The 12,053-nt window shown below is 63.0% G+C and carries 11 protein-coding genes; 3 read left to right on the forward strand and 8 right to left on the reverse strand.

Annotation, left to right across the window (positions count from 1 at the left end; translation table 11 throughout):
• The first annotated feature begins 101 nt into the window (after nt 1-101).
• A complete protein-coding gene (locus NKI25_RS17845) occupies nt 102-3,860 on the forward strand; it encodes a vitamin B12-dependent ribonucleotide reductase (RefSeq protein ID WP_352593800.1) in 3,759 nt (1,252 codons plus the stop codon).
• A gap of 180 nt (nt 3,861-4,040) precedes the next feature.
• Here the strand turns inward: NKI25_RS17845 and NKI25_RS17850 are convergent, their stop codons facing one another.
• The 3 genes from NKI25_RS17850 to NKI25_RS17860 form a co-directional block, all read right to left on the reverse strand.
• A complete protein-coding gene (locus NKI25_RS17850; RefSeq protein WP_352596432.1) occupies nt 4,041-4,412 on the reverse strand; it encodes an endonuclease domain-containing protein in 372 nt (123 codons plus the stop codon).
• Between the two features lie 255 nt (nt 4,413-4,667).
• Nucleotides 4,668-5,039, reverse strand: coding sequence for an endonuclease domain-containing protein (locus tag NKI25_RS17855; RefSeq protein WP_023674758.1), 372 nt, complete (start codon nt 5,037-5,039; stop codon nt 4,668-4,670).
• A gap of 256 nt (nt 5,040-5,295) precedes the next feature.
• Nucleotides 5,296-6,315 carry a GH25 family lysozyme gene (locus NKI25_RS17860; protein ID WP_352590745.1) on the reverse strand — a complete coding sequence of 340 codons (1,020 nt, stop codon included), beginning with the start codon at nt 6,313-6,315 and terminating at the stop codon, nt 5,296-5,298.
• 250 nt (nt 6,316-6,565) lie between these two features.
• On the opposite strand from NKI25_RS17860, the gene NKI25_RS17865 reads away from it, so the two are divergent.
• Nucleotides 6,566-7,480, forward strand: coding sequence for a hypothetical protein (locus tag NKI25_RS17865; RefSeq protein WP_352590742.1), 915 nt, complete (start codon nt 6,566-6,568; stop codon nt 7,478-7,480).
• Nucleotides 7,481-7,493: 13 nt separating this feature from the next.
• Here NKI25_RS17865 and NKI25_RS17870 read toward each other — a convergent pair whose 3' ends face one another.
• The 5 genes from NKI25_RS17870 to NKI25_RS17890 all read right to left on the reverse strand — a co-directional run bounded on the left by NKI25_RS17870 (nt 7,494) and on the right by NKI25_RS17890 (nt 10,255).
• On the reverse strand, nt 7,494-7,706 hold the full coding sequence (locus NKI25_RS17870; RefSeq protein WP_023674755.1) for a hypothetical protein: 213 nt from the start codon (nt 7,704-7,706) through the stop codon (nt 7,494-7,496).
• A gap of 119 nt (nt 7,707-7,825) precedes the next feature.
• Nucleotides 7,826-8,224 (reverse strand): GFA family protein, encoded by a 399-nt coding sequence (locus tag NKI25_RS17875; protein WP_352457758.1) that lies wholly within the window; start codon nt 8,222-8,224, stop codon nt 7,826-7,828.
• Nucleotides 8,225-8,420: 196 nt separating this feature from the next.
• A complete protein-coding gene (locus tag NKI25_RS17880) occupies nt 8,421-9,377 on the reverse strand; it encodes an alpha/beta fold hydrolase (RefSeq protein WP_352788553.1) in 957 nt (318 codons plus the stop codon).
• A 22-nt stretch (nt 9,378-9,399) separates the two neighbouring features.
• Nucleotides 9,400-9,885 (reverse strand): SRPBCC family protein, encoded by a 486-nt coding sequence (locus NKI25_RS17885; RefSeq protein ID WP_352829495.1) that lies wholly within the window; start codon nt 9,883-9,885, stop codon nt 9,400-9,402.
• 121 nt (nt 9,886-10,006) lie between these two features.
• Nucleotides 10,007-10,255, reverse strand: coding sequence for a ParB N-terminal domain-containing protein (locus NKI25_RS17890; RefSeq protein ID WP_023674751.1), 249 nt, complete (start codon nt 10,253-10,255; stop codon nt 10,007-10,009).
• 156 nt (nt 10,256-10,411) lie between these two features.
• On the opposite strand from NKI25_RS17890, the gene NKI25_RS17895 reads away from it, so the two are divergent.
• Complete coding sequence (locus NKI25_RS17895) at nt 10,412-12,052, forward strand: N,N-dimethylformamidase beta subunit family domain-containing protein (RefSeq protein WP_352998900.1); 1,641 nt, start codon at nt 10,412-10,414, stop codon at nt 12,050-12,052.
• Nucleotide 12,053 lies beyond the last annotated feature (1 nt).

The raw sequence follows: 12,053 nt of genomic DNA on the forward strand, positions 1-12,053 counted from the left end.
GCGGGTTTCGAACGCCGGCAGACGGCGGACATGCGCGTTTCGCCAAGAGGGCAGAAATCCTCTGGGAAAAGCGCTATATGTAGACAAAAGGGACCGGACCAATGCGCATCGAGCGTCGTTTCACCAAGCCAGGGCAATCAGCTTATGCGGAGATCGAATTCCGCAAGGCGCTTTCGGAGATCAAGAATCCGGATGGCTCGGTGGTGTTCCGCTTGGACAACATCGACGTGCCGGCGCAGTTCTCCCAGGTTGCCGCCGATATCCTGGCGCAGAAATATTTCCGCAAGGCTGGCGTCCCGGCACGGCTGAAGAAGGTCGAAGAGACGCAAGTCCCCTCCTTCCTGTGGCGCTCGGTCGCCGACGAGGCTGAACTGGCCAAGCTGCCGGAAGCCGAGCGCTACGGTTCCGAGACCGACGCCCGCCAGGTCTTCGACCGGCTTGCCGGCACCTGGACCTATTGGGGCTGGAAGGGCGGCTACTTCAAGTCGGAGGAAGACGCGCGCGCCTTCCGCGACGAGCTCGCCTATATGCTGGCCACCCAGCGCGTCGCGCCGAACTCGCCGCAATGGTTCAACACCGGCCTGCACTGGGCCTATGGCATCGACGGTCCGAGCCAAGGTCATTTCTATGTCGACCCGTTCACCGGCAAGCTGACCAAGTCGAAGTCTTCCTACGAGCATCCGCAGCCGCATGCCTGCTTCATCCAGGGCGTGCAGGACGACCTCGTCAATGAAGGCGGCATCATGGACCTGTGGGTGCGTGAGGCGCGCCTGTTCAAATACGGCTCCGGCACCGGCTCCAACTTCTCGTTCCTGCGCGGTGAAGGCGAAAAGCTGTCGGGCGGCGGTCGTTCGTCGGGGCTGATGAGCTTCCTCAAGATCGGCGACCGCGCGGCGGGCGCCATCAAGTCGGGCGGCACGACACGCCGCGCCGCGAAAATGGTCATCGTCGACGCCGATCATCCCGACATCGAGGAATTCATCGACTGGAAGGTCAATGAGGAGCAGAAGGTCGCCTCGCTGGTCACTGGCTCGAAGATCGTCAAGAAGCATCTCGAAGCGATCATGAAGGCCTGCATCAACTGCGAAGGCAATGGCGACGATTGCTTCGATCCGGCGGTCAACACCGCGCTGAAGCGCGAGATCAAGGCGGCCAAGAAGGACGCGGTGCCGGAGAACTACATCTACCGCGTCATCCAGTTTGCTAAGCAGGGCTACACCTCGATGTCGTTCAAGACCTACGACACCGACTGGGATTCGGACGCCTATCTCACCGTTTCCGGCCAGAATTCCAACAATTCGGTGTCGCTGAAGGACGATTTCCTGCGCGCGGTCGAGCAGGACGGCGACTGGCATCTCACCGCCCGCAAGGACGGCAAGGTGCTGAAGACGCTGAAGGCACGCGATCTCTGGGAAAAGATCGGCTATGCCGCCTGGGCGTCGGCCGATCCCGGACTGCACTTCAACACGACGATGAATGACTGGCACACCTGCGCCTCGGCCGGTGCGATCCGGGCGTCCAATCCGTGCTCGGAATACATGTTCCTCGACGACACCGCCTGCAATTTGGCCTCGATCAACCTTTTGCCCTACCGCAACGCCGACGGCACTATCGACATCGCCGCCTACGAGCACACGGTTCGGCTGTGGACCATGGTGCTGGAAATTTCGGTGATGATGGCGCAGTTCCCGTCGAAGGAGATCGCCAAGCTTTCCTACGAGTACCGCACGCTCGGCCTCGGCTATGCCAATATTGGCGGCCTGCTGATGACCTCCGGCATTCCCTATGATTCCGACGAAGGCCGCGCCATCTGCGCCGCACTCACCGCGATCATGACCGGCACGGCCTATGCCACTTCGGCTGAAATGGCCGCCGAGCTCGGCGCCTTCCCCGATTATGACCGCAATGCGCAGAACATGCTGCGCGTCATGCGCAACCACCGCCGTGCTGCCTATGGCGAAAGGGACGGCTACGAGAAGCTTGCCGTCAACCCGGTGCCGCTGGTCGCCTCGGATCTCAGGCAGCAAGAGCTTGCCGACCACGCCAAGGCCGCCTGGGACCGCGCCATCGAGCTCGGCGAGGAGCACGGCTACCGCAACGCGCAGGCAACGGTGATCGCCCCGACCGGCACGATCGGCCTGGTGATGGATTGCGATACCACCGGCATCGAGCCCGACTTCGCGCTGGTAAAATTCAAGAAGCTCGCCGGTGGCGGCTATTTCAAGATCATCAACCGCGCCGTGCCGGAAGCGTTGCGCACGCTCGGCTATTCCGAGAGCCAGATCGCCGAGATCGAGGCCTATGCGGTCGGCCACGGCAATCTCAACCAGGCGCCGGGCATCAATCCTGGCTCGCTCAAGGCAAAAGGCTTTACCGACGAAAAGATCGCCGCGCTCAATGCGGCATTGAAGTCGGCCTTCGATATCAAGTTCGTCTTCAACCAGTGGACGCTGGGCTCTGACTGGGTGAAGGAGACGTTCGGCTTCACCGACGAGCAGCTCAACGATTTCTCATTCGAGATGCTGCCGGCGCTTGGTTTTTCGAAGAAAGATATCGAGGCCGCCAACATCCATGTCTGCGGGGCGATGACGCTGGAAGGCGCGCCGTTCCTGAAGGCCGAACACCTGCCGGTGTTCGACTGCGCCAGCCCGTGCGGCAAGATCGGCAAGCGTTCGCTGTCGATCAACAGCCACATCATGATGATGGCGGCGGCGCAGCCCTTCATCTCCGGCGCCATTTCCAAGACCATCAACATGCCGAACGACGCGACGGTGGAAGACGCCAAAGGCGCCTACATGCTGTCGTGGAAGCTGGCGCTGAAGGCTAACGCGCTCTATCGCGACGGCTCGAAGCTGTCGCAGCCGCTCAATGCCTCGCTGCTCGCCGACGTCGAAGACGACGAGGACGAAGCCATCGAGCAGCTGATCGCGGCGCCGGCCGCACAGCGCGCCGTTCAGGTGACCGAGAAGATCGTCGAGCGCGTCGTCGAGCGTCTCTACCGTGACCGCGAGAAGCTGCCGAACCGCCGCAAGGGCTATACCCAGAAGGCGGTCGTCGGCGGCCACAAGGTCTATCTGCGCACTGGCGAGTTTGATGACGGTCGTATCGGCGAGATCTTCATCGACATGCACAAGGAAGGTGCGGCCTTCCGGGCGATGATGAACAACTTCGCCATCGCCATCTCGCTCGGCCTGCAATATGGCGTGCCGCTCGAGGAATTCGTCGAGGCCTTCACCTTCACCAAATTCGAGCCGGCTGGCATGGTGCAAGGCAACGACGCGATCAAGAACGCCACGTCGATCCTCGACTATGTCTTCCGCGAACTCGCCGTCTCCTATCTCGGCCGCCACGACCTGGCCCATGTCGACCAGTCGGACTTCGACAAGACTGCGCTCGGGCGCGGCATCAACGAAGGCAAGGCAACGCCCTTCTCCAAGGGCCTGACCCGCGGCGCCTCGCCGGTCAAGCTGGTGTCGGGCGCCGAGCCGAAAGGCTTTGCGGGTTCCGGCTCCGGAACTCCAGCCCGTACCGCCCCGACCGCCTTCTCCGGCTCCAACGTGCTGACGCTGAAGCCGGCCAGCGACGAAGCCATCGCCTACAAGCGCGACTACGAGGAGCGCGCCAGGGAACTGGTCGAGGACATCGTCTACGCGGAAGCCTCCGACCCGACGGAGCTGTTCACCGACGAGGCCGCGAAAGAAGCAGCCGAAGCCAAAGCGCTCGCCGCCAACCGGCGCCAGCAATCGCTGATGCAGGGCTACACCGGCAACGAATGCTCGGAATGCCATAACTTCACGATGGTGCGGAACGGGACTTGCGAGAAGTGCGATACTTGCGGGGCTACGAGCGGGTGTAGCTGAGGAGCTGAGGTCGCGCCCTCCCTTCTCCCCCTTGTGGGAGAAGGTGGCCGAGCGAAGCTCGGTCGGATGAGGGGTGCTCCAGCTTGGCACCGGCGGCGCTCCGTCCAACACCCCTCAACAGTCTCGGCGCTGCGCGCCGAGCCACCTTCTCCCACAGGGGGAGAAGGGAAGAGCGCGCGATTACCGCCAAGGCTGCAAACTGTCATCGCGGACGTAAGCGATGATGGTGTCGCAGACTGCGTTCAGATCCCGCAGCACGTCGTCATTCCAGAAACGCAGCACACGAAAGCCCCTCGCCTTCAATTCCGCATCTCTCTCCCGGTCATAATCAGAATCCGCATGCTGGCTGCCGTCGATCTCGACAATCAGTCTGGCCTCGGCGCAAATGAAATCGGCAATGAATTTGCCGACGGGGACCTGACGCCGGAATTTGATGCCATCGAGCCTGCGTCCGCGCAGTTCATGCCACAGGCGGTCTTCCGCTTCCGTTGGCTCGCGCCGCATCGAGCGGGCAAAACGACGTTTGGTCGGAGCAACGGGCTGATGCGGCATGGGGCGACGTTATCCAATCCTGGGGACGACCTCCAAGGAATCCTCAGATAAGGGCCGACGTTCGAGACCAACCAAAGGGGATGGCGCGGCGCCTCCCCTTCTCCCCTTGTGGGAGAAGGTGGCCTCGCGAAGCGAGGTCGGATGAGGGGTGCTCCAGCTTGGCACCGGCGGCGCTCCGTCCAACACCCCTCAACAGTCTCGGCGCTGCGCGCCAATCCACCTTCTCCCACAGGGGGAGAAGGGAAGAGCGCGCGATTACCGCCAAGGCTGCAAACTGTCATCGCGGACGTAAGCGATGATGGTGTCGCAGACTGCGTTCAGATCCCGCAGCACGTCGTCATTCCAGAAACGCAGTACACGAAAGCCCCTCGCCTTAAGTTCGGCGTCCCGCTCCCGGTCATAGTTCGAATCCGCATGCTGGCTGCCGTCGATCTCGATGATCAGTCTGGCCTCGGCGCAAATGAAATCGGCGATGAACTTGCCGACCGGAACTTGGCGCCGAAATTTGATGCGATCGAGCCTACGTCCGCGCAGTTCGTGCCACAGGCGGTCTTCCGCTTCCGTCGGCTCGCGTCGCATTGAGCGGGCGAAGCGACGTTTGGTGGGCGCAACGGGCTGATGCGGCATGGGGCGACGTTATCCAATCCTGGGGACGACCTCCAAGGAATCCTCAGATAAGGGCCGACGTTCGAGACCAACCAAAGGGGATGGCGCGGCGCCTCCCCTTCTCCCCTTGTGGGAGAAGGTGGCCTCGCGAAGCGAGGTCGGATGAGGGGTGCTCCAGCTTGGCACCGGCGGCGCTCCGTCCAACACCCCTCAACAGTCTCGGCGCTGCGCGCCAATCCACCTTCTCCCACAAGGGGAGAAGGAAGAAGCTGCCGCGCTACTCCGCCTCGGCCACCATCTGCCGGCCGCCCACCCAGTCGCGCCAGGCCCTCTCATCGCCGTGGAAGACGTTGAGGTCTATGCGGCCTCTTACGCCGTGCGACAGGCCGGAGCCGGAATATTGCCAGAACAGCCATTTGCGGTCGGGATAGACCTTTGACGGGTGCGCCGCCACGGCGCGCAGCCAGAACGGATAATCGAGGAAGGCGCCCCTGAGATTGTCACGGTAGAAGTCGGGCGCGGTGTAGATGATCGGCCGCTGGCCGTAGTGGCGCTCGAGCTTGTCCATGAACACCTGCATCTTTTCCAGCACCTTTTGCCGCGATGGGCGGCGCTTGCAGCTGGAGTCGCCGTTCCACTCGACGTCGATCACCGGCGGCAGCGCACCCTCGACCCGCGGCACGTTGCGGATGAACCAGTCGGCCTGCTCGCCGGCGGTGCGGCACCAATAGAAGAAGTGATAGGCGCCGCGCTTGAGGCCGGCGGCATCGGCACTGCGCCAGTTCCTGGTGAACATCGGGTCGAGATGATCGCCGCCGTCGGTGGCCTTGATGTAGGCGAAGTTGGCGCCCTGGGCACGCAGCTTTCCCCAGTTCACATTGCCCTGCCAGCGCGAAACGTCGACGCCGTGGACGGCGAGACGCCTCGGCGAGGATGCCTTGCCGAAATTGATCGGCTTGGCATCGCGAAAACCATAGCGTGTGACCGGTTCGGCAAGCATTGCTGGTGCCGCGCGTGTCAGCCGCTTCGGCGGCGACATCAGCGCGATCACCTCGGCCGGCGGTTCGACGTCCTGATCGGGTACGTCCATCGCGACCGGCTGTTCGTCCTGCTCCTGGTCGGCAAAAGCGGGCGCAGCATCAGTTTTCGCCACGGATGCCACCGGCGCGGGTGGCCGCACAACCGAGCTGGTGGTCTCGCTGGACGGCACTTGCAGCGCATCGACGCCGGAGGTTGACGTGCAGCCGGCAAGGCACAGCGCTGCGATCGAAAAGATGACGACGCCTGATAACCGCATCTGGACCTGTACGCAAAACACAACAGACCGAAGGCAGGACAACGCCGCCGGACAAACCAAGCTGGATTCCTAACAAGAAACTACCAACAAAGTTTGAATCGAATTGTTAGGGCTTTGCGGCGGACGTTGGCCGGGCGGAGGTGCGCTGTCCCTCCAATGTTCGGCCACGTCGCTGCCTCGGCTTGACAACTCACGGCATGAGATTAGTCTCCACTAATCTTACGGTGTAAGGCACCACGTGGAGGACGTCATGCAGCCCGCCGCCCTGTCAGAATTGCAGCCCGTAGTCCCGCCGGAGCCATGCTCGCCCGCCATCGGGGTCGACGAGATACCTCGCAACCTCAGCCGCGCCATCGAACGCGCCGAGGTCAATGCGTGGCTCGATCTCTATCGCGCCGCCCCGGCAGACTTTGCCGCAAAGCAAGGCCTTGCCATCGCCGAAGATGGCGATCTCGTCTGGGCCACCTGCACGACGATCCCGTTCATCCATTTCAACTGTGTCAAAAATTTCGGCGTCGAGAGCGCGGCCACCGAGAGCCGGCTCGACGCGCTTCTGGCGCATTATCGCGACGCCGGCATTCTGCGGCCCTGGTTCTACACCAACCCACACACCGAGCCCGCGACGCTCAGCTGCTGGCTCGAGGCGCGCGGCCTGCAACGTCAGGGCGGCTGGGAACGCATCTTTCGCGACGCCACGCCATTGCCCGCTGAGCCGCTTTTCCCGACGGAGGATGTCTCGGTCGAGCGGGTGACGCCGGCAACGGCAAGGGAATGGGCTGGGTTCATCGACAGCCAATATCGGTTGCCGACCTCACCGTGGTTGCTGGCGCTGGCCGGCCGACGCGGCTGGCATCATTACATGCTGCGGCGGGAAGACGCGGTGGCGGCGGTGCGCTCGATGTTCATCGGCGCCGACGGCATGGCCTGGAGCGGCATCGACGCGCCGGTGCCCGGCATCATGGCGCCGAGCTTCGACCTCGATGCAATGCTCGGCGAAGCGATGGTGCGCGACGGACTTGCGGCCGGTGCAAAACTGTTCGTGGCCGATATCGAGGCGCCGCGAGCCGAACGTGACGGGCCAGCCTACCGCAACTATGCACGCCTCGGCTTCAAGCTTGCCTATTTCCGCAGCCATTACAGCTATTTGCCGGCAAATTCCGGCTGACCGCTTCAAGACCCTAGCTGCACAACCACAGCTTGTGACAGGTCGTGGCCATGAGGTGGGCCGGCGGTACAAAGCGATCGTTGACCGGCGCATCATCGTCTACCCGGCGGACCTTTTCTTCGAGCAACGTGCGAAGTTGTGCCGGTTGCACGCGGTCGCGCTCCATTACCAGCTTGATCATCGGATCGCTCAAGAGTTCATCCAGGGTGTTGATGCTGTCGTTCATCCGTCGCCTCCTCGACTGCCTGCCCGCATGCCAATAGATAGGCAGCAATGATGGCCCGCCAATGACGCTTTGCCGGCTATCTCGTGTCGCTTCGGATTAAATTTTGTCCAGATTCCACCTCAAGCCGGAGGTGGCGCGCCTTCAAACTGCGGCAGGCCGTCGTCGATCTGCACCCAGGGCTGCTTCGAGGCGGTCCAGATATGCATCTCAGGCCTGAACAACGAGGGATCATCGAGCGAGCCGGTGGTGATGCCGATAATGCCGGCGGAATCGCGCCGGGAAAACATCGTCGTGCCGCAGCGCGGGCAAAAGCCGCGCTTGAGATCGGGCGAGGAATTCACCGTCGCCAGCGGTCCGTCGACCGTCACATCATCGATGCGGAACAGCACGCGCGCATTGAAGGCGGCACCCAGCGCCTTCTGGCACAACCGGCAATGGCAGACGCGCTCATTGATCGGTGCCGCCTCGGCGCGGTAGCGCACCGCACCGCACAAACACCCGCCCTGATATCTTGCCATCACCCGCGTCCCTGCCCTGTGAGGATAGGCGGCATACCTATCGATAGGCGTGGCAGCGTCAATTGAAAAGCTTTGATGGCGCCATCTATAGCTGTGATGCGGCCAATACACGATTGGCCGATGCGCCGGGCCAAGGCCCCATGGGCGACATGCCGGCCATCTCGCGGAAGACGGCCGGCAGACAATTGACTGGGCGTCAGTTCGTTTCGTTGACGACCTCGTCCCAGGTCTTGACCTTGGTCTGGCCATTGAGGAACGGCAGCGCGGCAGCTGTCAGTTCCGGCGCGAAGAACACATCGTAGTGGGTGCGGTTCGGCACGATCGCCAGGCGGTTCTGCGACAGGTTCTCGCGCATCCAGCCGGCGTCCTTCAACCCGCCGCCGAGCATCTGATAGAACTTGATCTCGTGCTCGGGCCGGTACATGTCGCTGTCGCCGAACACCAGCATCACCGGCATTTTCAGCTTCGGCACGTCGGCCGAATAGTCGTAGTCCTTGCGCATATAGGCGCCGAGCTGGTCGAGCAGTTTCGGAAAATCCTCCGGATGCGGCGCAACCGCGACGTAGGATTTGTACATCGGTGTGTCCTTCATCATGTCGGCCATCGCCGCGCCGACCTGTGCCTGCTGGCCACGCATCTCGGCATAGAAGCCGTCCGCGGCGTAGCCGGTCGAGACCAGCACCAGGCGGCGCACCGTTTGGGGATGCTGGACGGCCATGCGGAAGGCGACGCCGCCGCCCAGCGAATAGCCCATCACGTCGACCTTGTCGTAGCCGAGTGCCTTGACGATCGCCGCCATGTCGTCGCCCATCGCCTCCAGGCTGAGCGGCCGGTCGCCGAGTGCGGTGCGGCCATGGCCCTGCAGGTCAACGCCGATGACGGTGCGGTTTTCGGCAAGTTTTGGCAGGATCGGCGCGAACATGTCGGTCGTGCCGAGGCCGCCATGCAGCAGAAGCAGCGGCTCGCCCTTGCCATAGACGGCGTAATAATAGTTCAGGCCGTTAATCGGCAGCAGGCCGGATTTTTCCGGCGTCGGCAGTGTTGCGGTTGCGGTCGTCATGGCGGGCTTGGCCTCCTCTGCGTTGATGGTGCCCGGCGCGGCAAACAGCGCGGCGGCCGAGGCGAAAATGGCGAAAAATACCGATCTGGACATCAGTCTCCCTCTCCCGTTTGCATCAAAGTCGCTTGGCGACCTCCTCAAGCTGTTCGGCGCACTGGCCCCAGCCCTCGTGAAAACCCATTTTCTCGTGCTGTTCGCGGTCGGCGACCGACCAATGCGCGACGCGGGCAATGTAGCGGGTCTTGCCCTCGCCCTCGTCCTCGAAGGTCAGCACGACCGTCATGAACGGCTTTTCGGACGGCTCCCACGCCTTCGTATAGGCATCGGTGAAGACGAGCTTTTTGCCCGGTACGACTTCGAGGAAGATGCCTGGATTCGGGAACTCCTTGCCGTCGGGATCGGCCATGACGACAAGGGTGGAGCCACCGGTCCGCACATCCATTTCGGCGTGCGGCGTCGTCCACGGCTTCGGCGAGAACCATTGCGTCAACAGCTTTGGCTCGGTCCAGCAGCGATAGACGTTCTCGTGCGGCGCATCGATGATGCGGGCGAGAACCAGCTCGCGATCGGAGTTGGGGGCGATGTCGAGCTTGGTGGTCATGATGTTTCCTCACACGTCGGTTTTGGCTTCCGTGTCTAGGACGAACCGACAAGACGCAAGCCGACACGGTCCGCGAAAAAATCCGCGGGACAGGAGATTCGAACGACGGAAATAAGTGGCTTCAGTGGCGCTTGGCTTGCACCAGATAGGCGTCGATCTCGGTCTCGCCGAGCCACTTGGCCGCTTCCAGCCGATGCAACCCTTCGACCAGGATATGGCGCTTGCCGTCATGGCGCACCTGGATCGGCATCTTCATGCCGTTTTCCAGAATGTCCTCGGCCAGATGGCGGACGGTCTCGGGATGCAGCGTCTTCTTGCGCGCCGTCGGCACGTAGATATCGTTGACCCTGACCTTTTGCACTCTCAGCATATCGGCTCCCGTGGCGGACAAGGCCGCCCTTTGTGAGATAGTCTGTTTGGCCGGCAAGGCCAAGGGAGCAGCCCGGCAATGGCTGGTCCGATCGTTTCCAATTGACGCTTGGCCGGCGGATGGCCGAAATGGCGGCCTTCGACCTTAGCGGTGTCCATGAACCATCTGCCGACCGAGTTTCCCGATTTCGGACTGACGCCGGAGCAGCGACGCCAGGCGGTGCGCAGCCATTACTGGGAATGGCCCGGTATGGATGGCAGGCGCGGCGAAATCTGGTGCTACAGCGACCGTTTTTCCTACCGTCCTGGCGACATGGTGGCACTGCATGTCAGTTCGACGGCCGCCAGTTTCGGCATCGCGATCATCCGCGACGGCGGCGCGGAAACGACAATGTTCGAAGGGACCGGAATCGCGGCGCGCTGGCAAGATACGCCGGACCAATGTTCGGTCGAAGGCTGCGGCTGGCAAGCGTCGTTCGAGTTTCGCATCGGCGACGACTGGCCGTCCGGCGCCTATCGCGTGACGCTGACGGCAGATGGCCGGGACGGCAAGCCGATCCGCTGCCACCATCTTTTTATCGTCGCGCCGCAGCCCGGCAAGAAGCCTGGCCGTGTGCTGCAGGTGGCGGCCACCGGCACCTGGCTCGCCTACAATACATGGGGCGGTTCCAACCATTACGAAGGCATCACCGGGCCAGGCCGGGACCAATATGCACGAATGGTGTCGACCCAACGGCCGTGGTGCCGCGGCTTCGTCGTGCTGCCCAGGGACGCGCCGCGCGTGCCGCTCGAAGTCGCCGTGCCGCCGAAAACCGTGCCGCGCTATCCGCATATGGAATGGGCCTTTGCCACCGGCCATTCGAAGAAATACGCCTCGTCCGGCTGGGCAAGCTACGACAGCCATTTCTTCCGCTTCGCCGAGCGTGCCGGCTACGCCGTCGATCTCGCCAGCCAGCACGATCTGCATTTTTCGCCCGACATTCTCGACGGCTATGACTGCGTTGTCTTGGTCGGCCACGACGAATATTGGACCTGGGAAATGCGCGATGCGGTCGACACCTATGTCGAGCGCGGCGGTCATGCGGCGCGCTTTGCCGGCAATTTCATGTGGCAGACCAGGCTGGAGGACGAAGGCCGCCGGCAGGTCTGCTACAAATACCGCGCCCGCGCCGAGGACCCGGCCTATCGCGGCGACGATATAAGGCGCGCCACCAATTCCTGGGAAGCGCCGGAAATCGGCCGGCCGGGTGCGGCGACCTTCGGCCTCAACGCGACAAGAGGCCTCTATGCCGGCTGGGGCGGCTGCGCGCCGCGCGGCGTACGCGGCTTTCCGGTCTACCGGCCGGAGCATTGGGCGTTTGCCGGCACCGGCATCTACTATGGCGATCTGCTCGGCGCCGACAGCCATGTCTATGGCTACGAGGTCGACGGGCTCGATTTCGAGATCCGCGGCGGCCTGCCCTACCCCAAGCCCGACAGCGGTGCACCGGACGGGCTGCAAGTGCTGGCCGTCGGCATGGCGAGCCAGGTCGAGGAAAGCGCCGACATTGCGTTCGAGGACCAGTTTCTCGGCGACGAGGACGGACGCTTCACCGCCGAGACGCTGTTCGGCGAGGCAAGCGATGCCAACCTCGACAAGGTCAAACGCGGCAACGGCATGATCGTCAATTTCCCGCGCGGCAAAGGCGAGGTGTTTCACGCCGGAAGCTGCGAATGGGTTGCCGGCCTGCTAAGGCAGGATGCGATGGTCGAGCGCGTCACCAGAAATGTCCTCGACCGCTATCTTGGAAAGCCATGAC

It is taken from the genome of Mesorhizobium sp. M0808 (assembly GCF_040320025.1).
Lineage (GTDB): Bacteria > Pseudomonadota > Alphaproteobacteria > Rhizobiales > Rhizobiaceae > Mesorhizobium.

Excerpts from the sequence above, each read along its gene's own strand:
- NKI25_RS17865 (WP_352590742.1), top strand. The coding sequence starts at position 6,566 with ATGCAGCCCGCCGCCCTGTCAGAATTGCAGCCCGTAGTCCCGCCGGAG.
- NKI25_RS17860 (WP_352590745.1), bottom strand. The coding sequence starts at position 6,315 with ATGCGGTTATCAGGCGTCGTCATCTTTTCGATCGCAGCGCTGTGCCTT.
- NKI25_RS17855 (WP_023674758.1), bottom strand. The coding sequence starts at position 5,039 with ATGCCGCATCAGCCCGTTGCGCCCACCAAACGTCGCTTCGCCCGCTCA.
- NKI25_RS17850 (WP_352596432.1), bottom strand. The coding sequence starts at position 4,412 with ATGCCGCATCAGCCCGTTGCTCCGACCAAACGTCGTTTTGCCCGCTCG.
- NKI25_RS17870 (WP_023674755.1), bottom strand. The coding sequence starts at position 7,706 with ATGAACGACAGCATCAACACCCTGGATGAACTCTTGAGCGATCCGATG.
- NKI25_RS17890 (WP_023674751.1), bottom strand. The coding sequence starts at position 10,255 with ATGCTGAGAGTGCAAAAGGTCAGGGTCAACGATATCTACGTGCCGACG.
- NKI25_RS17845 (WP_352593800.1), top strand. The coding sequence starts at position 102 with ATGCGCATCGAGCGTCGTTTCACCAAGCCAGGGCAATCAGCTTATGCG.
- NKI25_RS17875 (WP_352457758.1), bottom strand. The coding sequence starts at position 8,224 with ATGGCAAGATATCAGGGCGGGTGTTTGTGCGGTGCGGTGCGCTACCGC.
- NKI25_RS17885 (WP_352829495.1), bottom strand. The coding sequence starts at position 9,885 with ATGACCACCAAGCTCGACATCGCCCCCAACTCCGATCGCGAGCTGGTT.
- NKI25_RS17880 (WP_352788553.1), bottom strand. The coding sequence starts at position 9,377 with ATGTCCAGATCGGTATTTTTCGCCATTTTCGCCTCGGCCGCCGCGCTG.
- NKI25_RS17895 (WP_352998900.1), top strand. The coding sequence starts at position 10,412 with ATGAACCATCTGCCGACCGAGTTTCCCGATTTCGGACTGACGCCGGAG.